Here is a 26,010-nt window from a genome sequence, read left to right as displayed (position 1 = left end):
CCCATAGTCCGTACGGGATTCGAACCCGTGTTACCGCCGTGAAAAGGCGGTGTCTTAACCCCTTGACCAACGGACCTGAGCTTTTCAACTCTTTCTATTATATCTACTTTTCCTACTTTGTCAAGAACTTTTTTCCTCTTTATCGAAATTCTTTGAAGACGGTTGAGAGCTCCCTCAGAAGTGCCTTGCGTCCTCTGAAGACTTCTCCTCCCATGAGACGGTCCACTAACTCTTGTTTTTCCTTACTCTGCTTTGATTTGTAGTTCTTTAGAAGCTCGTGAAAGAGATAATAATCATCCAGTCTCAGCCCTTTTTCTCCTAAACGATGACTAATCTCGCTCACTTCCTCATAGGGTTCTTTATCGAATCGTCGCTTGTGACTCTCCTGTTTACGGATGTAATCTAGGATACGATTTCTAAATTTTGTTTTAAAGCAGACATATAGGCGGTGACGTTCACCTGCTAGCAACTCTGGATGGTGGTTGACTAGCTCATAGAGGCACAACATACCTTCCTGGTCCCAGTCCCCTTTCTCCCACAGATGGAGGTGATATTCTTTGCGGCACTTATGGACAATCCCTTTGCTTTCCTCATATAATTCTTTTAGATTCATAGACCTCTCCTTTCTGCATTTAGTTTAGCAAAATGCACGAACCCATGAATCTATTTCCTCTATTCTATACTTCTTCCGCCCTCAACGGCACATAAAAAGAGAGGTAAGGCCTCTCTGGGGTTATAATTCTGCAATTTGGTTTAGGTTTACTTCTGCAATCGTATCATTACCAAACATAGAGATAATCATCTTCACTTTATTGTTATCAATTTCGGTAATTTTACCTGTGTAGTCTGCAAAAGCGCCATCAATGATGCGGACAGTCTGACCAACTTCAACGTCAATATCAAACTCTTGAACAGTTTGTCCCATTGAAACCAGAATATCACGGATTTCTTGTTCCAATAGCGGAGTTGGTTTTGATCTGTTGCCGTGGGATCCGACGAATCCTGTTACGTTTGGTGTATTTCGAACAACGAACCATGCTTCATCGGTCATAACCATTTCTACAAGGACATAACCTGGAAAGCGATTCTCTTCAATTTCTTTTTTCTTTCCATTTTTCTCAACTTGCACGGTTTGTGTTGGAATCTCAACGCGTAGAATATTATCCAACATGTTATACGTTTGTGCACGTTGCAATAGATTTTCTTTTACCTTATTTTCATAGCCAGAATAAGTTTGTAGAACAAACCATCCTTTGTCAAAACTATCCATGATATTTCCTTTCATAATAGAAGAAACTAGCAGAAGTTCTCCGCCTTTCTTCTAAAAAATGTTAATAAATCGAATCAAACCTGAAACAATCAACTGGTCAAAAATGTAAATGATGACCACAAAGAAGGCTGTGTATTCCATAATAGATCGAAAATCTCTCCAGCTTTCCTTGCGAGTTGGCCACGTTGTTTCTTTAAGAAGTTTAAAAATATCCTTAATAAAACCCATCGTTCTCTCCTATCTCGTTTCTCTATGTGTCGTATATTTCCCACAATGTTTACAAAATTTATTTACTTCTAGTCGTGTTGGCTTGGGGTTCCCACTAGTTTTGATTGAGTAATTCCTTGAACCGCAAACTGCACAAGCTAGGCTTGCTTTTTTTAATGCCATAACGCCTCCATCTTATCTATTATAACAAGAAACCTAGGCTTTGACAAGCCTCTTAACGAAATAGATTAAGGAATGAGTCCCATATTGTCTGGGCTTTTTCTTTTATCTTAGCTTCTGAAATCGCACGTCCCGCTTCATCTACAAGATTTTGTGCACGACTACGAATATCCGCTATCGGATCCTCAGACTGGTTTGTCTCATTTTCAACAACCTGCTTTTTCGTATTTTCTGGTTCAATACCATTTTGTTTATAAGCATTCTCAACTGTAAAGGTGCTACCTGGAGTGTATGGCAAAATGGTATTAGCCATACTTCTAAAGACATGGGCTGCTCCATTTGATGTCGAACCTGCTAGATAATGGTTCTCATCCGTCGTCGGGAAGCCGAGCCAGTGGGTAATTACCACATCTGGAGTATAACCAATCACCCACTGGTCACTAGTATATACTGAATTAAAAGCAGCCTCAGTAGTACCTGTCTTTCCAGCCATAACATAATCTGTTGGCGATGAACTAATTCCTGTACCATTGGTAAATGTCCCTAGCATCATGCTGGTCATTTTATCGGCTACCGACTTATCAATCACTCGTTTTTGGGAATTTTTATAACTCTTGATGACCTGACCACTGGCATTTTCAATACGAGTGATAAAATGCGCTTCAGGCATCAAACCTTCATTAGCAAAGGTTGCATAAGCTTGTGCCATCTGGAGGGGATTCGTCTCTATACCTCCACCGAGAGCGACTCCAAGAACTCGATCAACATTTTCCATATTCAGGCCAAATCTCTCCCCAGCGTCAAAAGCTTTGTCAATACCTAATGCATTTACAGTCGCAACTGCCGGTAAATTGAGTGATTCCGCCAAAGCCTGATACATAGGTACTTCAGGAGAAGTCTTAATCCCTGCATAATTGTCTACTTGATAACTATCGTACTGCATCGTATGATTATCCAGTTGCTTGTTTAAGGCCCATCCTGCTTCTACTGCAGGCGTATAAACCACTAAAGGTTTGATAGTTGAGCCTGGGCTACGCTTAGACTGAGTGGCATAGTTAAAATTGCGGAAGCCTGGTTTGTCATCGCCAGCTACGCTACCAACAACGCTACGCACCCCACCTGTTTTAGGCTCTAAAGCAACACTACCTGATTCAGCATGTGTTCCGTCTTCTGCTGTTGGAAATAGCGAAGTATTTTCGTAAACAACCTGCATGTTGACTTGGTAGTTTTGGTCAAGTTCTGTATAGATTCGATAGCCGTTGTTGACAATTTCCTCTTCTGTGAGATTGTACTTGGAAACTGCTTCGTTGACAACTGCATCAAAATAGGACGGGTAACGATAATCTAAAACCCTCCCTTCATACTTATCTTGCAGTTGAGAAGCCATATCTGTTCCAACTGCTTCGGTCTCTTGATTTTTATCAATATAACCCGCTGCAACCATATTTTGCAAAACAGTATCCCTACGATTGGTTGAAGTTTCAACAGAATTTAATGGATTATACAATTCTGGTCCCTTGAGCATCCCTGCTAGAGTGGCCGCCTGATCAAGCGTTAGTTGTGAAGCCGATACACCGAAATATTTCTTACTTGCATCTTCAATACCCCATACCCCATTTCCAAAATAAGCGTTATTGAGGTACATAGTAAGGATTTGCTCCTTGCTGTATTTCTTTGTCAACTCTAAGGCGAGGAAAAACTCCTTGGCCTTCCGTTCAACGGTCTGGTCCTGAGAAAGATAGGCATTTTTTGCCAACTGTTGGGTGATGGTAGAACCACCTCCAGAACGACCTGCTGTAAGGATGGCTAGAAAGAAACGACCGTAGTTTATCCCATCATTTTTATAGAAGGAACGATCCTCTGTCGCGACGACAGCATTCTGCAAGTCTTTACTGATAGCTGTCAGCTCAACATAGGTTCCCTTTTGACCAGACAGAGCCCCTGCTTCTTTTTCTTCGCGGTCAAAAATCAAAGTTCTTGTTTTCAAGGCATTCTGCAAGTCATTAACATTGGTAGACTTGGCTATCGCAAATAGGTAGGTTCCTACAAGCAATCCAGCGCTTAACCCTAAAATGATGACAATCTTTGTCAGATGATAACGACGCCAGAATTTTCGAATCGGACCTACATGGCCTATTTTTTTTCTATCGCTCCGAGAACGACGCATACTAGTAGAATCAGACTCCGCCGATTCACTCGTTTCTTTTTTAAAGAGAGAAAGGAACCTCTCAAATAATTTATCTAATTTCATGCGTTTATTTTATCATCTTCACCATGGGAACTCAAGAATTTAGCCACTCCCTATCCAAATAGGTCTTTTTTTGTTACAATATCTGTATGCAATTCACATTTACATTACCCGAATCCCTGCCTCAAATGACGGTCAAACAATTCCTAGAGGAACAACTCCTCATCCCCAGAAAAATCCGGCATTTTTTGAGAACCAAGAAGAACATCTTAATTAATCACGAAGAAGTTCACTGGAACGAGATGGTGAAGCCAGGGGACATTTGCCAGTTGACTTTTGACGAGGAAGATTATCCCCCAAAAGAAATCCTTTGGGGCAATCCAAACCTCGTTCAAGAGGTTTATCAAGACCAACATCTCATTATCGTCAACAAGCCAGAGGGAATGAAAACTCACGGAAATCAACCTGGTGAAATTGCCCTTCTCAACCATGTCTCTGCCTACGTTGGCCAAACCTGCTATGTCGTTCATCGCCTGGATATGGAAACAAGCGGGCTAGTGCTTTTTGCTAAAAATCCTTTTATCTTACCCATCCTTAATCGTTTGTTGGAGAAAAAGGACATTGCTCGCGAGTACTGGGCACTCGTAGAGGGGCAAGTAGGGAGTAAAGAACTTGTCTTTCGAGATAAAATTGGTCGTGATCGACACGATCGTAGAAAAAGAATAGTTGATGCAAAAAATGGACAATATGCTGAAACACATATCAGTCGATTAAAGCAATTTCCAAATAAGACTTCTCTAGTTCGTTGCAAACTAAAGACCGGTCGAACGCATCAAATCCGTGTTCACCTCTCTCATCACAAGCATCCTATCCTGGGCGATCCTCTCTATAACTCTAGATCAAAAACGAGCCGGCTTATGCTTCATGCCTTTCGCCTTTCTTTTACCCATCCACTCACCTTAGAAAAATTGAGTTTCACTGTTCTATCGGATACTTTTGAAAAAGAATTAAAAAAGAATGGATGACACTATCATTTATTCTTATATATACAAAAAAGCAAGGCCAGAAAGCCTTGCTTTTTTATCGACTCAAGAATTATTTAGCGATTTTTGCAAAGTATTCAAGAGTACGAACAAGTTGTGAAGTGTAAGACATTTCGTTGTCATACCATGAAACAACTTTAACCAATTGTTTACCGTCAACGTCAAGAACTTTAGTTTGAGTTGCGTCAAACAATGAACCGAATGACATACCTAGGATATCAGAAGATACGATTGGATCTTCAGTGTATCCATATGATTCGTTAGAAGCTGCTTTCATAGCTGCATTTACTTCATCAACAGTAACGTTCTTGTCAAGAACTGCTACCAATTCAGTTACTGAACCAGCTGGAACAGGAACACGTTGAGCAGCTCCATCCAATTTACCGTTCAATTCAGGAATAACCAAACCGATTGCTTTAGCAGCACCAGTTGAGTTAGGAACGATGTTAACTGCAGCAGCACGAGCACGGCGAAGGTCACCTTTACGGTGTGGTCCGTCAAGAATCATTTGGTCACCAGTGTAAGCGTGGATAGTAGTCATCAAACCTTCAACGATACCGAAGTTGTCATGAAGAGCTTTAGCCATTGGAGCCAAACAGTTTGTAGTACATGAAGCACCTGAGATAACTGTTTCAGTACCATCAAGTGTATCGTGGTTAGTGTTGAATACGATTGTTTTAACATCGCTTCCACCAGGAGCAGTGATAACAACTTTCTTAGCACCACCTTTAAGGTGTTTTTCAGCCGCTGCTTTAGTAGCAAAGAAACCAGTTGCTTCAAGAACGATTTCTACACCATCGTTAGCCCAGTCGATTTGCTCTGGATCACGTTCAGCAGAAACTTTAACGAATTTACCGTTAACTTCGAATCCACCTTCTTTAACTTCTACAGTACCGTCGAAACGACCTTGAGTTGTGTCGTATTTCAACAAGTGTGCAAGCATCACTGGATCTGTAAGGTCGTTGATACGAGTAACTTCAACACCTTCTACATTTTGGATACGGCGGAAAGCAAGACGACCGATACGTCCGAAACCGTTAATACCAACTTTAACTACCATTAGTGATTTCCTCCTTATGAAAATCATGAAAATTTTATTGTGAAAAGAGTAACTTGAATCACTACAAATCACCTTTCAACAAACCTATTATATAACTATTTGAGTTGAATTGCAAGTACGGGCGTTGATTTTCTCTCTTGCTTTTCTACTTTTCCACTCTTTTTCATTCACTTATTCTTTAATTTTTAAATATATCCCTACAATCTTTTATAATGTTCGTATATTATCTCCAGTTCCACACTCAACCTTAATTCCAGGTCTATCTGAGTTCACAAAAAAGAGACAGGATTTCTCCTGCCTCTAGGCTGATAAACGATTATTTACGACGTCCTGGTCGTTCTGCATAGCCATAGTAAGCATCTGCCATGATTTCTTCCATGTCAGCTACCATTGGCAAGCGTGGGTTAGCAGGTGAACATTGATCTTCGTAAGCAAGTAAGGCAATCTCATGCAAGCTGTCTTTCCAAGTTTTTTCATCGATACCAAAGCCTTTGAAGTTCATTGTGATTCCAACTGCTTCACCAAGATCGTAAACTGCTTTGGCATAAGCTTCAACCGCTTCTTCTGGTGTTGAGCAAGGAAGACCTAGCATACGAGCGATATCTTGGAATTTTTCATCAGCTTTCCAGTAATTGTACTTAGGCCATGTTGTAGTTTTAGATGGACGAGTTCCATTATAACGGATAACATAAGGAAGTAAAATAGCATTTGTACGTCCGTGAATGGTGTGGTGAACAGCACCAATCTTATGCGCCATTGAGTGACTCATACCAAGGAAGGCATTGGCAAAGGCCATACCAGCCATTGTAGAGGCATTGTGCATCTTTTCACGGGCTTCTGGGTCAGCTGTTTTTACAGATTTTTCCAAGTATTTGAAGACTAACTTGATGGTTTGAAGAGCAATACCATCTGTATAGTCATTGGCAAAGTTAGAAGTATAAGCTTCAGTTGCGTGTGTCAAGACATCCATACCTGTGTCAGCAGCAATAAATGCTGGAACAGATTCTACCAAAGCAGGGTCAACAATTGCAATGGTTGGTGTCAAAGCGTAGTCAGTGATTGGGTATTTCCGGTTGTTTGCCTTGTCAGAGATAACTGCAAACGGTGTTACTTCTGAACCTGTACCAGATGTTGTTGGAATACCGATATATTGTGCTTTCTTACCAAGTGATGGGAATTTGAAGGCACGTTTGCGGATATCCATGAATTTTTGAACGAGGTCACCGAAGTCAACGTCTGGCTGTTCATAGAACATCCACATACCTTTAGCTGCATCCATTGGTGAACCACCACCAAGGGCAATGATAGTGTCTGGTTCAAACGAACGCATTACTTCAACACCACGACGAACTGTTGTGATATCTGGATCTGGTTCAACATCTGAGAAGACTTGAATCGTGACTTTGTTTTTACGAAGATTCAATTGGTCAATCACACGTTGTACAAAACCGAGTTTTTCAATTGATTTATCGGTAACAATCATGACACGTTCGATACCTTCGCAAGTTTGAAGGTATTGGATTGAGTTACGTTCGAAGTAGATTTTTGAAGGAACTTTAAACCATTGCATATTATTTCTACGTTTTCCTACTTTCTTGATGTTTAGAAGGTTGATCGCACTTACGTTATCACCGACTGAGTTGCGTCCATATGAACCACATCCAAGTGTCAATGATGGAATGAAGGCATTGTATACGTCACCGATACCACCGAAAGTAGATGGAGAGTTCCAGATAATACGCATTGCTTTGATTTCTGTACCAAAGCGTTTAGCAAGAGCTTCGTCTTTTGTATGGATGGCTGCTGAGTGACCAAGTCCGTTAAACTCAACCATTTGACGAGCTTTTTTAAAACCGTCTTCTGTATCTTCAGCTTTTAGGACAGCGATAACTGGTGACAATTTTTCACGAGTCAATGGTTCTTTTGGTCCTACTTCTGCACATTCTGCAGCCAAGATGTTTGTTCCTTCTGGAACGCTAAATCCTGCTTGTTCAGCAATCCATGATGCTGGTTTACCAACGATGTTTGCGTTTAGTTTAGCACCTGCGCAGTTCTTGCTGTTAGCTTTTGCACCAAAACAGAATTCTTCCAAAAGCGCTTTTTCTTTCTTGTTTACAAAGTAAGTATGGTATGATTTGAATTCTTCTACAAATTCGTCATACACTTCTTTATCAATGATAACCGCTTGTTCTGATGCACAGACCATCCCATTATCAAATGATTTAGACATAACGATGTCATGAGCAGCTTGACGAAGGTCAGCAGATTTTTCTACATAGGCAGGAACGTTTCCGGCACCTACCCCAAGAGCTGGTTTTCCACATGAGTATGCAGCTTTAACCATAGCATTCCCACCAGTTGCGAGGATAGTCGCAACACCTTCGTGGTTCATAAGTGCCCCAGTTGCTTCCATAGATGGCTCTGTAATCCATTGAACACAGTTTTCAGGTGCACCGGCTGCGATGGCTGCATCACGAACGATTTGTGCAGCATGAGCAGAAGATTCTTGAGCTGATGGGTGGAAGGCGAAAACGATTGGGTTACGTGTTTTCAAAGCAATCAAGGATTTGAAAATCGCTGTTGAAGTTGGGTTTGTTGTTGGAGTGATACCACAAATAACTCCGACCGGCTCCGCAATCTTCGTCAAACCTGTAATTGGATCATCTTCGATAACTCCAGCTGTTTTAACTCCACGCATATTGTTCACTACGTGTTCACAGGCAAATAGATTTTTTGTCGCCTTATCTTCAAATACGCCACGACCAGTTTCTTCAACTGCATGTTGTGCAAGGATACCGTGCGCGTCAAGTGCTGCAACAGACGCTTTTGCTACGATGTAGTCAACTTGCTCTTGGTTCAACTTGCGCATTTCATCAAGCGCAACCAAGGCTTTCTTCACGAGACCATCGACATGCTTTTCAGCAGCAAGTTGTTTTTCCTCTAGTGTTACTGTTTTTTTATCAGCCATATTATCCTCCATAGCCTTTAAGGATGTTATCCTTTGTTAATTTTTTCACAAGTTTATTATAACTCTTTTTTTATGCTTTGTAAACAGTTTCATAAGTATTTCACAAAGAATTTTTCTAAGTTTGTGATTTTTTTCTCAATATAGCTACACAAGAGAGTTTCGACTGGATGATTGTGAAATTATGGAGAAAATTTTTTTATTTCACAAAGTTTTTCTAGTTGATAGTTATTTATCGAATCCAAGCACAGAAAGCGTTTTCTTTCCGGTTTTGAAAAATAGCCTCCTCATCTGGAGACTACTATTTTTGTTGGAAAACGCCTTGTTTAAAGGTTCCTTCATAGACAACTTCTTGCTCTGTCGTCAACTTCCCTTGGCCTTCAGCCTGACCATTTACAAAATCCCCTTCGTATTTCCAGCCATCTTTTGATTGGAAAGTTCCTTTCCCATTAAAGGCTCCATTGTTGAAATCACCTGTATATTGGTCCCCATTTTCAAAGGTCAGGGTCCCCTGACCATTCATTTTCCCTCGTACCAAGGTGCCATCATAAACAAGGGCACCGCCATCAAGTGTCAGGGCACCCTTTTTAGGTGTATTTAGTAGAAATACTGAAAGGGCACAGAGTGCAATTACGACTACTGCAATGAACTCTAGCCTAGGGCGAGTTAGGTAAACTCTATACTTTTCATAGATTTGTTTAAGCTTTTCCATTGTCACTCTCTTTTTCTAATCGATCTAGCCAGCTTTGACATCCACTTGTAATACGAGCATAGGTTTCCTCAAAATCTCCTGTATACCAAGGATCTGGGACACTTTCAGATGCAAAAGGGTAGATCTTATACTGCAATTCCTGAGGACACATTTGACGCAAATCTGAAACATTTGAAGCATCCATACCGATAATGTAATCAAACGATTCAAAGTCTTCCCTGCCAATCTGAAGCGATGTTTTATCTTTGTCATACGGGATCTGATATTGCTGGAAAATTCCTTGCGTTCCCTTATGAATCGGATTACCATGTTCCCATGATGACGTTGCACGGCTCTCGACTTGGTAATCGCTCGTCATGGATTTCATCACAAACTCTGCCATGGGGCTACGGCAGATGTTTCCTAGGCAAACAAATACTATTTTTCTCATCCCTTTTCCTCTCACTTCATAGAAAAACGGGAGTGACAGGTCCCGTTTTATTCTTCGATTGCTCCGCCTTCGTCAACAACTGTTCCTTCTGGTGTCACAGCCTCTTTGAGCGGTAAAACAGTCTTGATAGCAGCCAATTCAAAAGTCAAATAAACGCCATCTACATCAAGTACGATTGTTCTCTTCTCAGTGTCTACTTCATCCACTGTTCCGTAAAGGCCGCCAATTGTAATAACTTCATAGCCTTTTTGAAGTTTATTTAAGCTTTCCATACGCTTTTGAGCTTGTTTCTTTTGAGAACGTTGCATAAAGAACATCAAGGCCATCATACCTACAAGCATGATTAAAAAAGTAATATTTGGATTCATTGTTTTCTCCTTTGTCTTTTACATAGGACTACTATATCAAATTTCAGCCACTTTTACAAGGTTGTACCTTGTTTTTATGGTTATAAAAAATCAGAGTGAGGACTCTGACTTTTGTGATTATTTCAAGTTTTGAACGACTTTGACTAGATTTTCAACTGTAAATCCATACTCCGCCAATACTTTTGGTGCTGGGGCAGATGCTCCAAAGGTATCAATACCGAGAACGGCACCATCAAGACCAACATATTTGTACCAGTTTTGAGTTGCACCCATTTCGACTGCAACACGGCGACGAACTGCATTTGGAAGGATTTCTTCCTTGTATGCTGCATCTTGTGCGTCAAAGACATCTGTTGATGGCATGCTGACTACACGGACTTTTGCACCTTGACTAGCCAATTCTTTGGCAGCTGCGACCGCCAAATTCACCTCTGAACCTGTTGCAATCAAAATCGTATCAAAGTCTGCTGCATTTTCATAGACGACATAGGCACCTTTCGCAACTTTGTCAAAGTCTGTTCCCTCTTCGACAGTCAAGTTTTGGCGTGTCAAGACAAGGGCAGTTGGTGTTTTTTCGCTTGTCACGGCAAGATACCAAGCTGCTTGAGTTTCACGCGCATCTGCTGGGCGGAAAACATTGAGATTTGGCATAGCACGGAGACCTGCTAAGTGTTCAACTGGTTCGTGAGTTGGACCATCTTCACCAACTGCAATAGAATCGTGAGTAAAGACATAAGTCACAGGAAGTCCTTGCAAGGCTGACAAACGAACAGCCGCTTTCACATAGTCAGAGAAGACGAAGAAAGTACCACCGTATACACGAAGTCCACCGTGAAGGGCCATCCCGTTCAAGATCGTTCCCATTGCAAATTCACGAACACCAAACTGAATGTTACGGTTCAAGCGATTGGCATCATCTTGAAGTCCATCCGTTTTGATATAAGTCATGTTTGAGTGAGCGAGGTCAGCTGATCCACCTAGGAAAGTTGGCAACTTGGCAGCTACAACGTTCAAAGCATCCTGACTTGAATTACGAGTTGCTTGAGAGAAGCCGTTTTCTAGAGCTGGGAAGTCTGCTGGAGTAACTTTAACTGGATCACGTCCGTCGATAATAGCTTCTACTTCTGCAGCCAGTTCTGGGTGAGCTTCTTTATAATCTGCAACTAAATTTGTCCAAGCTTGATAAGCTGATGCGCCACGGTCTGCAACATTTTCTTTGAAATCAGCATAAACTTGTTCTGGAATTTCAAATGGTTCATAGTCCCAACCAAGCGCTTGGCGAGTTGCTGCAGTTTCATCTGCTCCAAGAGGAGCACCGTGTACCGCATTGGTTCCTTGTTTGTTTGGAGAACCGTATCCAATAACAGTCTTCACTTCAATCAAAGATGGTTTGCCTGAAGCTTTAGCTGTTTCGATAGCAGCATGGATCGCTTCCAAGTCTGTCCCATCTTCAACCAAGGCTGTATGCCAACCGTAAGCATTGTAACGGTCACGAACACTTTCTGTGAAGGAATCTTTTGTCTCACCATCCAAGTTAATGTCATTTGAATCATAAAGAACAACCAACTTGTCGAGTTTTTGCAAACCTGCATATGAAGCTGCCTCGCTTGAAACACCTTCCATCAAATCTCCGTCGCCACAGATCACATAAGTATAGTGGTCAAAGATATTGAAGCCTTCGCGGTTATATTTCGCTGCAAGGAAACGTTCTGCTTGGGCAAAACCAGTAGCAGTAGAAATCCCTTGTCCTAGAGGACCAGTTGTAGCGTCAACCCCTGCAGTATGGCCAAATTCTGGGTGACCTGGTGTTTTTGAACCCCATTGGCGGAAGTTCTTGACTTCATCCATGCTAACATCCTCAAAACCAGAAAGGTGAAGAAGGGCATAAAGAAGCATAGAGCCGTGTCCTGCTGAAAGAATAAAACGGTCGCGGTTAATCCAGTTTGGTTGAGCTGGATTGATACGAAGTTGCTTTGTAAAGAGGCTATAGGCCATTGGAGCAGCTCCCATAACCACCCCTGGGTGACCTGAGTTGGCTTTGTTGATGGCGTCAATACCTAGAAAACGAATTGCATTAACAGATAGATTTGACATAGAATTTCCTTTCTCTTTGAGGTGATTAATGAATCACACATCCTATTTTACTATTATATGAAAAAATGCATAGAATAGCAATAAAACAATTTGCGTTCATCTAACACATTTGATTTGTCTATCCTCTCGTCACTTCATAGTACGGGAGCAAACGAGTATAAGCGTCTTCTAGCTTCTGCAATATCGCTTCTACTGACTGATTTTCAATGAAGGAAACATCTGACTTGACTAAGACTTTTCGGGCTTCCTGACTACTCACCTTCTCGCGTAAAGTACGGCGATTCTCCTCAGTAGCCTCCACCTTATGACTTTCCCCATTTGAGTAGACTAGATAATAAATTCCTTCTACCGCTGGAAGCTCTAAAACCTTGGCTTGCTTGTCTAGGGTCTGTTCATCTTTCTTTCGCTCGATGAAACTGACTTCCAAAGAAATCCCAAAGTCAGCAGGTGTTCCATACAAACGAAGAGCCATCATAGGTTCTGTCACTTGTCCGTCTCTCTGTAGATAGGCCCAGAAATGTGGCCGTAAGCGTTGTGCTTGATTCATCCACTGGCTAGTCTGTTGGAGTTGCCATTCTGAATGACTTGCTTGAAAGGTTTTGGCCAATTCTGTAAAAGACTTCCGAGCCTCTTGGCCTTTGTGACGCAATTCCAGCATCTTTTCTCTTTCATCACCAGCTTTATCAGGATTACGATACTGGACCCCTGCAAATGATAAATATTCTCTAACTGCTTTCAGCATATCTGAATCTTTCCTTTCCTAGCAAAAAATCAGGATGAACCTGATTTTACTTTGCTTATTCTGCATCTACGACAACATAGCGATTTGGCTCGTCACCTTCAGAGTAACTCGTCACGCCATCCATGCGTGAAATAATGCGATGGATAATCTTGCGTTCGCTATTTGACATTGGATCTGTTTGTTGGCTACGTCCTTCTTCTAAAACGCGAGTCGCCAATTTTTGAGCGTAGGTTTGCAAGACTTCTGCACGGTGTTCAACGTAATCATTGACATTGATTGTGATGTAGAACGTTCTCGAATAGCGATTGTAAAGGTAATTTTGCGCTAACAGTTGAAGAGCTTTCAAGACTTTTCCGTGATAGCCGATAATACGACCTGGTTCATTGGTGTCAATTTGAAGATTGATGGTGCGGCGATTGTAGTCGCTTGAAATCGTCCCTTCAACATCCATATCATCTACAATGGTTTGAACGTAGCTAGCTACTTCAGTTGCCACTTGTTCGATATCATAACTTGTCTCTATTTTCAAGCCCAAGTCTTCCAACGATTGGCTTGCTGCTTCCTGCGTTTCAGTTTCTTTTTCCGGAGCAGATTCCACTTCCTCAATAACATCTTCTGCTTGAAGTTCATTTAAAATTGAAATATGACCTGTTTCTTCCAAAATCGTGCTGGCATGCTTTTCATTTTTCAGGATTTCAGCCTTGACCTCTTCAGAAACACCTTGACCTTCTTCTTCAATCTTCTTGATGACTTCCACTACATGCCCCAAATCAACTGTTGCTTCGCTGACGGTCTTCACTGGTTCATTCTTTTCATTAACTTCTTTTGGAACCCCTTTGACAGCCTGTTGATTGGCTTTGATTACTGTCGTTTCACTAATCGCTTCGATATCAACTTGAGCTGGCTTCTTACCAAACAAGCCTAAGAATCCTTTTTTCTCTTTCGAAACGACCTTGATGTGGGCCTTCATTCTTGGAATGTCTAATTCTTTCAATCCTTTTTGGATTGCTTCTTCAACCGTTGAACCTGTAAATAATACCATTACAAGATTCCTCCTTATTTTTTCTTTTTCTGTGCTTTTTTCAAGGCTTTTCTCTTCTTACCTTCTAAATTTTTTTCTGCTTGCGCCACTGCTTCTCTTTCAGCAATAATTTTGAAAGGATTGTTCAAGAAATAGGTTTGCAAAACTTGATAAGCATTGGATACTGCCCAGTACAAGGCAACTCCACTAGGTGCAGAGATGGCAAAGATAAAGATTAGTACCGGCATCCCGTACATCATCCCTGTCATAGCACCACTTCTTTCAGGCAAAGCCTTATTCGATAACCAACTGCTCAAGAAGGTAAAGACCGCCGCCAAAATCGGAAGGATAAAGCTTGTGTCTACTCCCCCTAGGTTCACCCATAAGAAGTGCCCTGTTTTTAAAAATTCCACTCGACTCAAGGCTTGGAACAAAGCCAAGAGGATCGGCATTTGTATTAAAATCGGCCAGAGTGAGGATGAATGCTTAATTCCTAACTCTTTATAGACCTTACGCATTTCCTGGTCTAGCTTGGTTCTACTTTCCATATCACGACCCGGATATTGCTCTCGCAAAGCCTTGATGCGCGGTTGAGCCTCTTGCATTTTTCTAGAGGCAACCATCTGTGTCTGAAAGACCGGTAATAGAATCGTCCGAATCAAGATTGTGAAGAGGATAATCCCCACTCCGATACTAATGTCAAAGGACAAAAAGCGGATAATTTCAGCAAAAAAATAGACGAATTTACTCCAAAAATCTGTCGAATCCGCTGTTATATCGCTAGCTGTACTATTTGTTGCACAGGCCGTCATGATAAACAAGGACAAGCCCAACAAACTAGTCAACTGTAGTTTCTTTTTCACTCCCATTTCCTTCCTGATAAATCTTTGATAACTTTAATACGTGGAGTAGATTTTTCTCCATCTCTGCATATTCCAAGGTTTCCACCCCTTTTCGGGCAATCACGACAAAATCAACATGCTCTACTAAACTCCCTTTTACACTTTGTAGAATGTGCCGGATTCGTCTCTTGATTTGATTTCTGGTAACTGCATTCCCCAGCTTTTTGCTGACGGACAGTCCTACTCGAAAATGGTTTTGCTGGTTTTCCAATTGGTAGACAACAAATTTTCGATTGGCAAAACTTGTTCCGTCCTTGAAAATCGCCTTAAAATCTTTCTCTCTTTTTACACGAAAGCTTTTCTTCAAAACTCAACTCCATCTATTAAATTACTACTATTATACCATATTTTTTAAAAAAGCCAATAACAGCAAGGTTTTAGACATTTTCTGCATAAAAAAAGCTGGAAAATCTCTTCCCCAACTTCTTTCTACAATCAAATTTTATGCGCATTTACTTATTTTTTCAAGCGCTCAACATCGCGTGCAATCACTAATTCTTCATCTGTTGGAATAACCAAGACACGGATTTTCGCTGCGTCCGTTGAGATATCTCCCGTTACGCCAAAGACGTTTTTTTCTGGATCCACATCACAACCAAACCAAGAGATACCTGAAATGACATCCTCACGGAAATCTGCTGCATTTTCACCGATACCTGCTGTGAAGATAATCGCATCTGCTCCATTTAGGACTGCAAGATATTGGCCGATATGTTTTTGGATACGATCAACATACATTTCATAAGCCAAAGTTGCATCATGGTCTCCTGCTTCCATGGCAGCAATCACATCACGCATATCGCTTGACTGACCAGAAACTCCCATGAGCCCTGATTCACGATTGAGAACGCGACTAATATCTTCTGGGGTATTGAAATCCTCTGTATATTGCATGAGATAAGGGATGATAGCAGGGTCAATATCCCCTGTACGAGTTCCCATCATCACACCGCCAAGTGGCGTGAATCCCATAGAAGTATCCACAGACTTCCCACCCTTAACAGCTGTGATAGAAGCCCCGTTACCAATATGGCAGGTAATCAATTTCAAGTCTTCTAGAGGGCGGCCCAAAAGTTTCGCTGCTTCTCCTGCGACAAACTTGTGGCTTGTCCCGTGGGCACCGTATTTACGAACCTTGTTGTCTGTGTAGTATTTAGTTGGTAAAGGGTAGCGATAAGCCTTTTCTGGCATGCTTGTGTGGAATGAGGTATCAAATACGACAACACTGGTAATATCTGGAAGCAATTCCTTAAATGCGCGAATTCCAGCTGCGTTAGCCGGATTGTGAAGAGGAGCCAAGAGTCCCAACTCCTCAACTTTTTCTATCACATCTCCCTCAACAACTGTTGATTCCTTGAAATATTCACCACCTGCAACGACGCGGTGGCCGACACCTGTAATTTCGTCGTACCCTTTGATAATGTCAAAACGAATCAAGTCATCCAATAAAATTTTAACGGCTTGTGTATGGTCTTCAATATCAAGAATTTGTTGCTCCGAACGACCGTCAAATTTTACTGTTGAAATTGAATCTTTCAATCCAATACGTTCAATCAAGCCTTTAGCCAAAACTTTTTCCTCAGGCATTTGATAAAGTTGCCATTTCAAGCTTGAGCTTCCGGCATTGATTGCAATTGTTTTTGTCATAAGATGATACCTCTTTTTAAGCGTTTTCATCTATTATAACAAAATCTCTTTTATATTTCAGTACCTTTGCTCCAATTTTGAAAATTTTCTTTAAAGGTCAACAAAACTGACGGATCTTGCAAGCTAGTAAGAGGATAGACAAAGGGTTCTATTTCTTTATCTCTTTTCTTCTGTAAGACAAAAATACTTTTAGCTTGGCTTGCAGTTGAGAAAATATCCTCTGGCAGAGCGATGATAGCAGCCAGACTCACTTCGTCTTTGAGCCACCCTTTTAATAAGTCACTTTGAGGACTTGTCAATAAATCACTAGGAGCTAGAAAAATAGCATAACCATCTGACTTAAGGTACTTGAGGCCTTGCTCCATGAGCAGATGATGGGCATAGGTATGTTCTTGACTAGAAGCCACTTGATAGCGTGAAGCGATGGCATCGTCTGGGTAATAACCAACAGGCAAGTCGCTGATGACCACGTCGCTTTCTTTGAGCATTTGCGGACGAACGGCGTCTCCTTGGACAAAGCCAGCCTGCAAACCAATCACATCTGCCATACTGGCTGCCAAATCAATCAGCAAGTCATCCACTTCGATTCCTAAGTAATCTACTTTTTTAGCAAGAGAAGTCAAGAAAGTAGCACCCAGAATTCCCATTCCAGAACCTATTTCGAGGATGCTAATTTCCTCTTGGTCAAGCAACTCTTCCACAACAAATACCAAAAGGAGTGAAATGGCATCTGGTGTAAACTGGTGATTGGCCTGTAAAGGCTCCGTTTGTCCTGCCTTCATCAAGAGAAACTGGTAGGTCTTGAGCCACTCTTCCTTGCGAAGTGCTAGGCGTTTAAGGGCTTGATTATTCTCCTTGACCTGCTCTAGCTCGGTCTCGCCATCCAGATAGATACTATTTTGCTCTACCAAGGCATCATAAAAGGTGGTTGCCAAATCACTTTGGATGACTTGGACATTCTCTAATAAATACGTATAAGCTTGTTCAATTTTTTCAAAATCCATGTTCCCATTTTATCAAATTTCCCTCCTTTTTTCCATCTGAAGAAAAAAATCACTGCTTTAGTCAGCGAGTGATTTTTGGGCTACAGTTAAAAAGAGCTCTGCGTAATTTCCTAGGAAAAGACCTTCAGCACTGTAAAGAATCTGACTATCAATGCTCGAAAAACCAAACTGGGCGAGCTTGGTTTCCAGTTTAGGCAATTCAAAGCCATGATGGTTGGTATCTGTCTTGACAAAATCAGCGATGAGGACTTGTCCATTCTCCCTAAGGTGATGGTGAAACATGGCAAGAGTCGCATCTAGATCAGGCATATGATGAAGAACTCGACTGACAACAATCAGGTCAAATTGTTGCTCCAAAGGATTCACCAGTAAATCCTGTTCCAAAAACTGGATATTCTTGATGTCTTGTTGCTCTGCTTTCAAACGGGATTGCTCCAGCATTTTCTCCGAGATGTCTACAAGGGTAACCGATTTGGCTTGCTTAGCTAGAGGCAAGGCTAACAGACCCGTCCCACCACCAAAGTCCAGTATTTCCTTATCAGATAGAAAATCAATCTGTTTTTCAATTGCTTGACAAACCAAGTTTGCAAGAAAGATATTTTTGGGCGAATCAAAGGTTTCTGCTTTGTGATTAAAATCGTGTTTCATGCTTTTAGTGTAACACAAAGTAGTTGAATTGCCTAGGAATCGGCTTTCTTTTCAAGCTTTTCTTCTGATTTTTTCTTCCCTGCTTGATTGCTTGAATCAGTCGCTACCTCTTCCTTTTTAACTGTTTTCTTTTCTTGGGTTTTCATCGGAGGAAAGAGAAATTCATAGTTGCTCTTATTCATTCGAACACTTGTTGCAAAACCTGTTTTCGTATTGTGATACGTGACTTTTCCTAAGTTGAAGACTCGTTCCCCACTTTCTTGTTCAACCTTATCTTTACTTCGCTTGGCCATGGCAAAAGCGATCAACTTTTCTTTGTTTAGGGCAAAGTCTTTGTGATGAGCTACTTGCCGATTCAAATAAAACTGCAACAACAGACTAAAGATAGCTGCCATGGTGACTGCATATAAAAGAACGCCTGCCTTAACTTTTTGTTTTTTCCACACGATAGATGAACTCCCTTTCTAAGCCCTTTTGAAATTGGAAACGAAAGCGAACCAATTGGTTTTCCTCTGTAATTTGAGCTGATTTGAGTCCATAAACCATCGGCTGATAGCCCCGTCCGCTGGTATCCGTTTTTCGAAAATCATCCGATTTAGACTTCCCTATAGAGATATCCTTACCATCCTGTTTCATGTAGAGGCGATTGCCTTCCACCTTTTCAAACTGCGAACGCTCTAACTCTGCCTCCAGTTGATCCACAAACAAGAGCCACTCCTTTTGCTCGCTTTGCTGCTGGTAACGAACCTCTGAAATGAGGAGCTGACTCATAGCCTGAAAGAGGAGCAAGCCTCCGCTAATGACGATAAGGGCAATCAGAGATTCTAAAAGAGTGAACGCTCTTACCTTACTGCTCTTTAAGGTCGAGCAACTTCTCTGAACCATGGTAGACCTCCAATCCTTTTTCACTAGCAAACACCTGAATCTCCACTCCGTTTATGTTTACCTGATTTTGACCTGTCTGCAGAGCCATCTTAGCTACACGCAAGACTTCTTCCTTTTTCAAGATTTCTGCCTCTTCCTGCCTATTTTTCTGAATTTGTCCCAAAAGAAGGGTCGCAATACTGGCAAACACAGCCAAAGCTACTACTGCTTCTAGTAAGATTACTGCCTTAATTTTTAGTTTCCTTAATGCGTTTAATTTTTCCATTTCCTAGATATAATTGGTAGCGAATCGCTCCTTTGCTAGTCTGAAATTCAACCTTAGCCAGGGACGAATTGCCCCCAGCTCGGTCAAATATAATGCTTTGTCCTGATGGTGCCTGAATTCCTTTTGGAACGGTCAAGTTTTGATTGCCATTGCTGATCGTCTGTCCATCTAAGTTCAGACTGGTTTTTTGCTGACTAGCAACACTGCGTTTTTGCGTTTCCCTATAGAGTTCTTCAAACTCCATAAAGAAAATCTGCTCTTCCACCGCTGCAAAACTGGACTGAACTGAGCCGGACAAGCCCAAAGCAAGGATACTCACAAGTCCCAAAACCAAGAGACTTTCCAGCATAGTAAAGGCCTTAATCTGCAACGATTTGGCTTGTTTTTTGTTTTGCATGGTAGTCTTTATAAGCTTTGGCTTGCTCAGCAGTGATACGACCGTCCGCTTGTAATTTGCTGAGGCTGGCATCATCATTTTTATCCAAACGATAAAGTTCTGCCTGGCTTTCCACGACCTTGACAACAGCAGCTTTTCCTTTGTCATCTACGGCATCCTTTTGCTTGGTCAAATTGGGCACAAAGAGCAAGAGAAGAACGCTGATGATTAAAAGGACGACTAGCATTTCTACCAAAGTGAAAGCTTTAACCTTAGCTTTTTTTAGTTTTGTCATGAATTTTTTCATTTTAAAAATTTACCTCCATATTTTGATACATGGGCATAAGCATTGCCGCATAAAGTAAAACGATAATCAGGGCCACAAAGATAAAAACCAGTGGCTGTACCAGATTCATGGTACGATTAACTCGGGTAAAAAAAGCTTCCCAAGTTTTTTCAGCATAGATTTCCAACTCACTCCCCAGCTTGGACTTGACTTCCCCATACTCGATGATGAGACTCAACTCCTTCTTAAAGAAAGGATAGGTCGCTATGGTTTGAGAAAATTCACGGCCATTTTGCAGGGCTTGAGCTAGATCTTGACCGATTTCTTTAAAGAGCTGAGAACCTTGTTCCTGCATGATCTGAAAAATCTGCGTCAGCTCCATTCCCTGTGAAACCATATTGCCCCATTCACGCGCATAATAAGCTGTCAGATAAGTCTGGACAAAGATTCCAAGAAAGGGAATCCGCGCTAACATAGAGAAGACCCGCATCTTAGAACTTCTTTTGTAGAAAGTGAGAGCTAAAAGTAGAGACAGAGAGCAAGCCAACACTAGTCCCAGAAAAATTTGTGGCAGATTGCCAATGATTTGAGTGGCGATATTGCTACTGTCCAGTTGGGGGAGTAGATAGTTTCTCAATCCCAGCATGATTAGCAGGAGAAATCCCAGCAAAATCAGAGGATAAGTCGCCACTTCGATTAACTTTTTCTTGACCTTGGCCAGATTGTCCAGATATTCTTCTATCTTTCCCAAACTCAGGTGAAGATTTCCATGCACTTCAGCTAGAGATAACTGGGTCACAATAGCACTTGAAAAGCCCAAGCTGTTCATCATTTCTGAGAATGATTTCCCCTGAGCCAAGCCTTGGTGCATCTGGGCCACATAGTCCTTTTCTAGCAGGGCACTTCTTCCCAAGAAAGAAATAATTTCCACCAAATGAAAGCCACTGGAAAAGAGATTGTTAAACAGGGTGATGATTTTCTTCTGCTTAGCTGTAGCTAATTTTTTCCGTTTCAGCCTGAAGACTTGTGATATGTCCATCTTTAAGAAGCTGGTCAATCTGCTCATTCCAGCTAGTTGGCTGGTGTTCTTGATAGTCTTTGTTTGCAAAGTCAACGATTCCTCCTCCCCCAATTAATCTCTGGTAGCAGACTCCTTGCAGAACAACAGTTAGTTCCTCCTCCGTCACCCCCAACTCCAGAAGACGTTCATAAACACCTCGGATACTCTTGGCATGAATGGTTGAAAAGACCGTCGCACCTGTCAAACTAGCTCTGACCACTGCACGCGCTGTCTCGCTGTCACGAATTTCTCCGATAATCAAGAGGTCAGGACGATGCCGAAGAGATAGTTTGATCAGATTTTCATAGGTCAAGCCAATCGCCTCATTCAACTGCAACTGGAGCATGTCTTCCTGCTTGATTTCGACAGGATCTTCAATGGACATGACCTGCTGCCCCTTAAAGAGAGATTTGGCTAATTCGTGCATCAGTGTTGTCTTACCACTGCCGACTGGACCTGCAAATAGATAGAGGCCCCGTTGCCTGTACTGCTCGCCCAGTTCGTTCATATCCTGAAACCAGAAATGCAGTTCCTGTTCCTCATCGTGTAACAAACGAATGACCAAACTCTCATGCCCCCGATAATCTCCCACGGTGGACAAACGCAGAGAAGACACATTTTTCCCATGCTGATAGTCGCAAGACCCTAGCTGACTACGCCTCTTCTCTCCTACATTCATACCCGCCACAAACTTAAAATGACTAATCACAGCAGCTAAAGCATCAAACTCATAGGAGTCAACGAGACACCGTTCGTCTCCAATCCGCATGTGAAGTTCGTAGGACTTTTCCTTGGGGATAAAATAGATATCCTGAGCCTTCTTTTCTTTCGCAGTAGCAATAATTTTCTGTGCAATTTCTTGTACCATACCGCCCTCCTTATCTAACTATTCGCAAAAAAATAAAAAAAGCAACTTAAAAAGTTACTTTTTATCTCCATTTCATACGGCAAGAACGGTGTTTTTCTTGACCTGTTTGTTTTTCGTAGCCTGGACGTAGCTTTTCATCGGGGATGACTTGCTCATCCTGTAAAAGTGCCAAAGAATGGTACTGCTGCAAATACTCATCACACTCATCACACCAGCGTTGATCAGCAGGATCCCAAAAGATAGTCATCAAATCACTCCGACTCTTATAAAGAGGATTCTTCTTTTCCAACTCAAACCAGCATGATTTATAATATTTTAGGGCATCATAATACTTGTCAAAAGATTGACTCATGATGACATCTTCTTCCCAGCCTTCTATAAACCACCACGGTTCAAAATCCCCATACATTTCTATAACACGATACATTTTCACTACTTCCTTTGTACCGTATATTATAACTAATTTTCTAGAACAATGAAAGGATTTTGCTTCATTATAAAACAATTCTCTAGCTTTCTGAAGATACCTCTAAATAGAAAAGCAAAGGCTGAGTCATCACAGCCTCTGCTTTTTATTATGCTTGATAACGTTTCACACCATCTAGGTAGGTTGCTATCAATTCCAAATCTTTATCTAGGACGATAAAGTCGGCATCGTAACCTTCACGGATTTGACCGCACACATCATCGATGTGAACAGATTTTGCTGGGTTGAGGCTGGCCATCATGACTGCTTCATGCGGAGTCGCAATGCCCCATTCGACCACATTCTTCAAACCATCTTTGAGTTTGAGGATAGAACCTGCCAAATTGCCTGTAGATTTGAGGCGTGCAGTTCCATTGGCAACAACTACTGGGAATTCTCCCAACATGTAGTCACCGTCTTCCAAGCCACCAGCTGTCATACAGTCTGTGATAAGGGCAATATTTTCAGTTCCTTTTTGTTTGAGCAAAATGTCACAAGCCTTTGGATCCACGTGGTGACCGTCACAAATCAATTCTGCATAAGTATGTGGCAATTCATACATGGCTCCCACCATACCGAGCTCACGGTGAGTCAACCCACGCATTCCATTGTAAGCATGTACCCAAACACTTGCTCCAGCATCGACTGCTTTTTTAGCTTCATCAAAAGTCGCATTGGAGTGTCCAAGAGCAACAGTCACTCCTTCGCCTGTAATCGTACGAACAAAGTCTTCTACACCTTCGCGTTCTGGCGCAAGGGCAATTTTATTAAGCAAGCCATTTGCTGCTTTTTGCCAAGCACGAAACTCATCCATACGAGGATCTTTCATGTAAGCAGGGTTTTGAGCTCCCTTGTATTTCTCTGTGAAATAAGGCCCTTCAAAATAGATCCCACGAATCTTGGCTCCACTTGCTTCCTGGTAACGAGCACCGATATTTTCAGTTACCGCAAGCAACTGATCGTAAGAGGAAGTCAACGTCGTTGGCAAGAAGCTGGTAACACCCGTGCTAAGTAGACCTTCACTCATGGTATGAAGGGTTCCTTCGATGTTATTGTCCATGACATCCACACCGCCAAATCCATGAATGTGGGTATCCACAAGTCCTGGGGCAATGCTATAACCTGTATAGTCAATCACCTCAGCTCCTTCAGGAATCTGTTCTACATGTTTGCCAAACTTGCCATCCACAAGTTCCAAGTAACCGCCACGACGAACTCCGTGTGGGTAGAAAAACTGATCCGCTTTAATATAATTAGGCATAATGATAACCTCCTTGATAGATTGATTCTAGAATTTATTATGTCAATTACATTATAAACCTTTCTTTTTCATTTGTAAATGGTATAGACCTATTTTCTAGAGATATTTTAAAAGAGCTGGATTTCTCCAACTCTTTAATCTTATTTTGATTTTACAGGCAGTTCTTGAGCAGCCTTAACAGCAGCAGCAATCGTTTCTGTGTAAAGTTTAGCACCTTCTTCAATCATGTTGCTATCATTCCCAAAGTGGACTTGGTCGGTTCCAGCCCAGATTTCAGGGTGTTCCTTAGCAACCTTATTCCAGTCAGCGATGCTCACATAAGGATTCTTTTCAGCTAATTCCCGTGCATAAGCCGCATACTGTTCCACTGATGTATAAGTGTCCTTGCTCTTGTCTCCCTCATAAGGTGTCACCAATATCAGATGATGTCCTTTCGGTAGATTGTTAACGATGCTGTCCAAATCATTCTTATAACCTTCAGGATTGTTGACTCCCGTTGCAATGACAACTGTTTTTAAAAGTGCCTTGTTCTGACTATTATTGAGCATGATGTCATTGGCTTGCTTGGTCGTCCGACTGACCTGAGCATTGATATTTGCATCAGGAAGCGCCTCTTTTAAGGCTGTATTGGCACGTAAAGTCACTGAATCCCCAATCAGACTCGTTCCCTCAGAAATTCCTAGGCGACTGACTTCAGCTTGTTCAGCAAGAGTCTTTGTTTGTCCTATATTGGTCTGAGCTTGCTTGAAACCATTGATCATCAAGTCTGTCTCAAAAGCTCCAACTTGAGGAGCCATAGCTATGATAATCAAGGTAAGTAAGGAAAGGGTGCCCACAATACTAGCACTAATGGGTTTGATATGATGTAGTTTAGTGATTTTTCTAACTAAAGCATTGGTCTTACCAGCAATCAATGGCTCAATAATATAGAAGGATAGGATAGCGAATAAATAGGAAAAGATAACGGTTAAAATAACAGCGGGCAGATTGCTCATCAACTGCGAAAAGATAATATAAAAAGGCCAGTGGAAGAGATAAACCGCGTAGCTGGTATCCGCTAAAAATGTGATTATATGAGGTTCTCGTATCTCAGGCGTTTTCTCATGCAAGACACGCGCAGCAAAAATCATGGTCACGGCCGCTAAACTTGCCAGTAAGAAACCGAATAGATAAGCAAACAGGTAGGTGAACTTGACAAAGAAAGTCAAGAGCACTAATACCAAAAGACCTGCAGCAAACACCAGTAAATTCTGACGAAGATCCCACGTCCGGTCAAACTGCTTAACTAAATCGCTCGTCTGACGAACACCCACAACCGTCGCTAAAATGCTTCCTAAAAAGAAGGGATAGACATGGGTTAAACTTGAAAAGTAGACAGATGAATGGGAACTAGCCATTAGACTACCAATAAACATGGAGAAAAAGCTAATGATGAAAGCTCCCACAGAAAGAAGAAAGACCATCCCTCTCAATTGACTACTAGATTTTGAACGTTTCGATAAGAACCAAACCGCCAATCCCCAGAGAATATAGTAGTGAACCTCAACAGCTAGACTCCAATTATGAACAAAGAGATGCGGAATGAACTGGGATTCGTAACTTCCCCCTGTTAACATCTCATAGAAGTTGGTCATAAAACCGAGAACTCCAGCAATCTGGCCACCAATTCCAGCAACATAGTCTTGGCGAACTAGGAGGGTAAAGGGCATGGTCACCAAAACCATCAGAACCACAGGTGGTACGATGCGGTAAAACCGTCTCTTAAAAAAGCCTAGTAAATCAATCTGGCGTTTTTTCCCAAATTCTTCTAAAAGGAGGGCAGTAATCAAAAATCCTGAAAAAGTGAAAAAGACATCTACCCCAAAGAAGCCTCCAGGAAAGATTGTTTGAAAGAAGTGGTACAAGAGCACCAAAAGTAAACCTGTAATCCTAATCAAGGAAAACCATTTAATACGCATACGAGTTTATTCCCCACTCAATTAGATCGTAAAAACATCTAATTTTATTCCATAATACACCTTATTTTATCAAAAAAAGAAGAAAAATCCTAAGAGAAAACTTA

29 protein-coding genes and 1 tRNA gene are annotated in these 26,010 nt (G+C 41.6%); 1 reads left to right on the top strand and 29 read right to left on the bottom strand.

The window, feature by feature from the left end:
• Window positions 1-4: 4 nt before the first annotated feature.
• The 6 genes from M1F74_RS09225 to pbp2a form a co-directional block, all read right to left on the bottom strand.
• A tRNA-Glu gene (locus M1F74_RS09225) sits at window positions 5-76 on the bottom strand.
• A 63-nt stretch (window positions 77-139) separates the two neighbouring features.
• Entirely contained in the window at window positions 140-613 is a 474-nt protein-coding gene (locus tag M1F74_RS09220; RefSeq protein ID WP_061599280.1) for a hypothetical protein, read from the bottom strand.
• A gap of 120 nt (window positions 614-733) precedes the next feature.
• Window positions 734-1,270: a transcription termination/antitermination protein NusG gene (gene nusG, locus M1F74_RS09215; protein WP_000376728.1), complete on the bottom strand. Its 537-nt coding sequence runs from the start codon at window positions 1,268-1,270 to the stop codon at window positions 734-736.
• Between the two features lie 51 nt (window positions 1,271-1,321).
• Window positions 1,322-1,498, bottom strand: coding sequence for a preprotein translocase subunit SecE (gene secE / locus M1F74_RS09210; RefSeq protein WP_000505776.1), 177 nt, complete (start codon window positions 1,496-1,498; stop codon window positions 1,322-1,324).
• Window positions 1,499-1,507: 9 nt separating this feature from the next.
• The gene (gene rpmG / locus M1F74_RS09205) at window positions 1,508-1,660 is read right to left on the bottom strand and encodes a 50S ribosomal protein L33 (RefSeq protein ID WP_009755504.1); all 153 of its coding nucleotides are present in this window, start codon (window positions 1,658-1,660) and stop codon (window positions 1,508-1,510) included.
• A 52-nt stretch (window positions 1,661-1,712) separates the two neighbouring features.
• Window positions 1,713-3,908 (bottom strand): penicillin-binding protein PBP2A, encoded by a 2,196-nt coding sequence (pbp2a, locus tag M1F74_RS09200; RefSeq protein ID WP_247946933.1) that lies wholly within the window; start codon window positions 3,906-3,908, stop codon window positions 1,713-1,715.
• An 86-nt stretch (window positions 3,909-3,994) separates the two neighbouring features.
• Here pbp2a and M1F74_RS09195 point away from each other — a divergent pair, with 86 nt between their 5' ends.
• The gene (locus M1F74_RS09195) at window positions 3,995-4,870 is read left to right on the top strand and encodes an RluA family pseudouridine synthase (RefSeq protein ID WP_247946932.1); all 876 of its coding nucleotides are present in this window, start codon (window positions 3,995-3,997) and stop codon (window positions 4,868-4,870) included.
• A 70-nt stretch (window positions 4,871-4,940) separates the two neighbouring features.
• Here M1F74_RS09195 and gap read toward each other — a convergent pair whose 3' ends face one another.
• The 23 genes from gap to M1F74_RS09080 all read right to left on the bottom strand — a co-directional run bounded on the left by gap (window position 4,941) and on the right by M1F74_RS09080 (window position 25,906).
• On the bottom strand, window positions 4,941-5,948 hold the full coding sequence (gene gap / locus M1F74_RS09190; RefSeq protein WP_000260675.1) for a type I glyceraldehyde-3-phosphate dehydrogenase: 1,008 nt from the start codon (window positions 5,946-5,948) through the stop codon (window positions 4,941-4,943).
• 316 nt (window positions 5,949-6,264) lie between these two features.
• The gene (gene adhE / locus M1F74_RS09185; protein WP_247946931.1) at window positions 6,265-8,916 is read right to left on the bottom strand and encodes a bifunctional acetaldehyde-CoA/alcohol dehydrogenase; all 2,652 of its coding nucleotides are present in this window, start codon (window positions 8,914-8,916) and stop codon (window positions 6,265-6,267) included.
• 298 nt (window positions 8,917-9,214) lie between these two features.
• The gene (locus tag M1F74_RS09180) at window positions 9,215-9,625 is read right to left on the bottom strand and encodes an MORN repeat-containing protein (protein WP_007519963.1); all 411 of its coding nucleotides are present in this window, start codon (window positions 9,623-9,625) and stop codon (window positions 9,215-9,217) included.
• Complete coding sequence (locus M1F74_RS09175; RefSeq protein WP_247946930.1) at window positions 9,612-10,055, bottom strand: low molecular weight protein-tyrosine-phosphatase; 444 nt, start codon at window positions 10,053-10,055, stop codon at window positions 9,612-9,614. Before M1F74_RS09175 ends, M1F74_RS09180 begins: the two co-directional genes overlap by 14 nt.
• 47 nt (window positions 10,056-10,102) lie before the next feature.
• Entirely contained in the window at window positions 10,103-10,423 is a 321-nt protein-coding gene (gene yajC / locus M1F74_RS09170) for a preprotein translocase subunit YajC (protein WP_001069055.1), read from the bottom strand.
• Window positions 10,424-10,540: 117 nt separating this feature from the next.
• A complete protein-coding gene (gene tkt / locus M1F74_RS09165) occupies window positions 10,541-12,517 on the bottom strand; it encodes a transketolase (protein WP_247946929.1) in 1,977 nt (658 codons plus the stop codon).
• A 118-nt stretch (window positions 12,518-12,635) separates the two neighbouring features.
• Window positions 12,636-13,259 carry a ribonuclease P gene (locus tag M1F74_RS09160; RefSeq protein WP_247946928.1) on the bottom strand — a complete coding sequence of 208 codons (624 nt, stop codon included), beginning with the start codon at window positions 13,257-13,259 and terminating at the stop codon, window positions 12,636-12,638.
• 55 nt (window positions 13,260-13,314) lie between these two features.
• Window positions 13,315-14,301, bottom strand: coding sequence for an RNA-binding cell elongation regulator Jag/EloR (gene jag / locus M1F74_RS09155; RefSeq protein ID WP_247946927.1), 987 nt, complete (start codon window positions 14,299-14,301; stop codon window positions 13,315-13,317).
• 14 nt (window positions 14,302-14,315) lie between these two features.
• On the bottom strand, window positions 14,316-15,143 hold the full coding sequence (locus M1F74_RS09150; protein ID WP_247946926.1) for a YidC/Oxa1 family membrane protein insertase: 828 nt from the start codon (window positions 15,141-15,143) through the stop codon (window positions 14,316-14,318).
• Window positions 15,118-15,489 carry a ribonuclease P protein component gene (rnpA, locus tag M1F74_RS09145; RefSeq protein ID WP_000748120.1) on the bottom strand — a complete coding sequence of 124 codons (372 nt, stop codon included), beginning with the start codon at window positions 15,487-15,489 and terminating at the stop codon, window positions 15,118-15,120. Before rnpA ends, M1F74_RS09150 begins: the two co-directional genes overlap by 26 nt.
• Before the next feature lie 149 nt (window positions 15,490-15,638).
• Window positions 15,639-16,829: an acetate kinase gene (locus M1F74_RS09140; protein ID WP_247946925.1), complete on the bottom strand. Its 1,191-nt coding sequence runs from the start codon at window positions 16,827-16,829 to the stop codon at window positions 15,639-15,641.
• A 50-nt stretch (window positions 16,830-16,879) separates the two neighbouring features.
• Window positions 16,880-17,833 (bottom strand): class I SAM-dependent methyltransferase, encoded by a 954-nt coding sequence (locus tag M1F74_RS09135; protein ID WP_247946924.1) that lies wholly within the window; start codon window positions 17,831-17,833, stop codon window positions 16,880-16,882.
• A gap of 57 nt (window positions 17,834-17,890) precedes the next feature.
• A complete protein-coding gene (locus M1F74_RS09130; RefSeq protein ID WP_247946923.1) occupies window positions 17,891-18,481 on the bottom strand; it encodes a class I SAM-dependent methyltransferase in 591 nt (196 codons plus the stop codon).
• A 32-nt stretch (window positions 18,482-18,513) separates the two neighbouring features.
• Window positions 18,514-18,927, bottom strand: a complete 414-nt coding sequence (gene comGG / locus M1F74_RS09125) for a competence type IV pilus minor pilin ComGG (RefSeq protein ID WP_247946922.1) — start codon at window positions 18,925-18,927, stop codon at window positions 18,514-18,516.
• Complete coding sequence (comGF, locus tag M1F74_RS09120) at window positions 18,905-19,366, bottom strand: competence type IV pilus minor pilin ComGF (protein ID WP_247946921.1); 462 nt, start codon at window positions 19,364-19,366, stop codon at window positions 18,905-18,907. Before comGF ends, comGG begins: the two co-directional genes overlap by 23 nt.
• The gene (gene comGE / locus M1F74_RS09115; RefSeq protein ID WP_247946920.1) at window positions 19,329-19,631 is read right to left on the bottom strand and encodes a competence type IV pilus minor pilin ComGE; all 303 of its coding nucleotides are present in this window, start codon (window positions 19,629-19,631) and stop codon (window positions 19,329-19,331) included. The genes comGF and comGE overlap by 38 nt, the downstream gene beginning before the upstream one ends.
• Window positions 19,594-20,028, bottom strand: a complete 435-nt coding sequence (comGD, locus tag M1F74_RS09110; RefSeq protein ID WP_247946919.1) for a competence type IV pilus minor pilin ComGD — start codon at window positions 20,026-20,028, stop codon at window positions 19,594-19,596. The genes comGE and comGD overlap by 38 nt, the downstream gene beginning before the upstream one ends.
• The gene (gene comGC / locus M1F74_RS09105) at window positions 19,991-20,314 is read right to left on the bottom strand and encodes a competence type IV pilus major pilin ComGC (protein ID WP_247946918.1); all 324 of its coding nucleotides are present in this window, start codon (window positions 20,312-20,314) and stop codon (window positions 19,991-19,993) included. The genes comGD and comGC overlap by 38 nt, the downstream gene beginning before the upstream one ends.
• Window position 20,315: 1 nt before the next feature.
• Window positions 20,316-21,332 (bottom strand): competence type IV pilus assembly protein ComGB, encoded by a 1,017-nt coding sequence (gene comGB, locus M1F74_RS09100; RefSeq protein WP_247946935.1) that lies wholly within the window; start codon window positions 21,330-21,332, stop codon window positions 20,316-20,318.
• Complete coding sequence (comGA, locus tag M1F74_RS09095) at window positions 21,280-22,221, bottom strand: competence type IV pilus ATPase ComGA (RefSeq protein ID WP_247946917.1); 942 nt, start codon at window positions 22,219-22,221, stop codon at window positions 21,280-21,282. Before comGA ends, comGB begins: the two co-directional genes overlap by 53 nt.
• Before the next feature lie 61 nt (window positions 22,222-22,282).
• Window positions 22,283-22,648, bottom strand: coding sequence for a DUF1033 family protein (locus M1F74_RS09090; RefSeq protein ID WP_000286399.1), 366 nt, complete (start codon window positions 22,646-22,648; stop codon window positions 22,283-22,285).
• A gap of 148 nt (window positions 22,649-22,796) precedes the next feature.
• Entirely contained in the window at window positions 22,797-23,948 is a 1,152-nt protein-coding gene (nagA, locus tag M1F74_RS09085) for an N-acetylglucosamine-6-phosphate deacetylase (RefSeq protein ID WP_247946916.1), read from the bottom strand.
• A 140-nt stretch (window positions 23,949-24,088) separates the two neighbouring features.
• Window positions 24,089-25,906, bottom strand: coding sequence for an acyltransferase family protein (locus tag M1F74_RS09080; RefSeq protein ID WP_247946915.1), 1,818 nt, complete (start codon window positions 25,904-25,906; stop codon window positions 24,089-24,091).
• Between the last annotated feature and the right edge of the window lie 104 nt (window positions 25,907-26,010).

It is taken from the genome of Streptococcus oralis, from assembly GCF_023109315.1.
In the GTDB taxonomy this organism is placed as follows: Bacteria; Bacillota; Bacilli; order Lactobacillales; family Streptococcaceae; genus Streptococcus; species Streptococcus oralis_BS.
This window is presented reverse-complemented; position numbering and strand designations above follow the sequence as displayed.

Excerpts from the sequence above, each read along its gene's own strand:
- M1F74_RS09220 (WP_061599280.1), bottom strand. The coding sequence starts at position 613 with ATGAATCTAAAAGAATTATATGAGGAAAGCAAAGGGATTGTCCATAAG.
- nusG (WP_000376728.1), bottom strand. The coding sequence starts at position 1,270 with ATGGATAGTTTTGACAAAGGATGGTTTGTTCTACAAACTTATTCTGGC.
- secE (WP_000505776.1), bottom strand. The coding sequence starts at position 1,498 with ATGGGTTTTATTAAGGATATTTTTAAACTTCTTAAAGAAACAACGTGG.
- rpmG (WP_009755504.1), bottom strand. The coding sequence starts at position 1,660 with ATGGCATTAAAAAAAGCAAGCCTAGCTTGTGCAGTTTGCGGTTCAAGG.
- pbp2a (WP_247946933.1), bottom strand. The coding sequence starts at position 3,908 with ATGAAATTAGATAAATTATTTGAGAGGTTCCTTTCTCTCTTTAAAAAA.
- M1F74_RS09195 (WP_247946932.1), top strand. The coding sequence starts at position 3,995 with ATGCAATTCACATTTACATTACCCGAATCCCTGCCTCAAATGACGGTC.
- gap (WP_000260675.1), bottom strand. The coding sequence starts at position 5,948 with ATGGTAGTTAAAGTTGGTATTAACGGTTTCGGACGTATCGGTCGTCTT.
- adhE (WP_247946931.1), bottom strand. The coding sequence starts at position 8,916 with ATGGCTGATAAAAAAACAGTAACACTAGAGGAAAAACAACTTGCTGCT.
- M1F74_RS09180 (WP_007519963.1), bottom strand. The coding sequence starts at position 9,625 with ATGGAAAAGCTTAAACAAATCTATGAAAAGTATAGAGTTTACCTAACT.
- M1F74_RS09175 (WP_247946930.1), bottom strand. The coding sequence starts at position 10,055 with ATGAGAAAAATAGTATTTGTTTGCCTAGGAAACATCTGCCGTAGCCCC.
- yajC (WP_001069055.1), bottom strand. The coding sequence starts at position 10,423 with ATGAATCCAAATATTACTTTTTTAATCATGCTTGTAGGTATGATGGCC.
- tkt (WP_247946929.1), bottom strand. The coding sequence starts at position 12,517 with ATGTCAAATCTATCTGTTAATGCAATTCGTTTTCTAGGTATTGACGCC.
- M1F74_RS09160 (WP_247946928.1), bottom strand. The coding sequence starts at position 13,259 with ATGCTGAAAGCAGTTAGAGAATATTTATCATTTGCAGGGGTCCAGTAT.
- jag (WP_247946927.1), bottom strand. The coding sequence starts at position 14,301 with ATGGTATTATTTACAGGTTCAACGGTTGAAGAAGCAATCCAAAAAGGA.
- M1F74_RS09140 (WP_247946925.1), bottom strand. The coding sequence starts at position 16,829 with ATGACAAAAACAATTGCAATCAATGCCGGAAGCTCAAGCTTGAAATGG.
- M1F74_RS09135 (WP_247946924.1), bottom strand. The coding sequence starts at position 17,833 with ATGGATTTTGAAAAAATTGAACAAGCTTATACGTATTTATTAGAGAAT.
- M1F74_RS09130 (WP_247946923.1), bottom strand. The coding sequence starts at position 18,481 with ATGAAACACGATTTTAATCACAAAGCAGAAACCTTTGATTCGCCCAAA.
- comGF (WP_247946921.1), bottom strand. The coding sequence starts at position 19,366 with ATGGTTCAGAGAAGTTGCTCGACCTTAAAGAGCAGTAAGGTAAGAGCG.
- comGE (WP_247946920.1), bottom strand. The coding sequence starts at position 19,631 with ATGGAAAAATTAAACGCATTAAGGAAACTAAAAATTAAGGCAGTAATC.
- comGD (WP_247946919.1), bottom strand. The coding sequence starts at position 20,028 with ATGCAAAACAAAAAACAAGCCAAATCGTTGCAGATTAAGGCCTTTACT.
- comGC (WP_247946918.1), bottom strand. The coding sequence starts at position 20,314 with ATGAAAAAATTCATGACAAAACTAAAAAAAGCTAAGGTTAAAGCTTTC.
- comGB (WP_247946935.1), bottom strand. The coding sequence starts at position 21,332 with ATGGACATATCACAAGTCTTCAGGCTGAAACGGAAAAAATTAGCTACA.
- comGA (WP_247946917.1), bottom strand. The coding sequence starts at position 22,221 with ATGGTACAAGAAATTGCACAGAAAATTATTGCTACTGCGAAAGAAAAG.
- M1F74_RS09090 (WP_000286399.1), bottom strand. The coding sequence starts at position 22,648 with ATGTATCGTGTTATAGAAATGTATGGGGATTTTGAACCGTGGTGGTTT.
- nagA (WP_247946916.1), bottom strand. The coding sequence starts at position 23,948 with ATGCCTAATTATATTAAAGCGGATCAGTTTTTCTACCCACACGGAGTT.
- M1F74_RS09080 (WP_247946915.1), bottom strand. The coding sequence starts at position 25,906 with ATGCGTATTAAATGGTTTTCCTTGATTAGGATTACAGGTTTACTTTTG.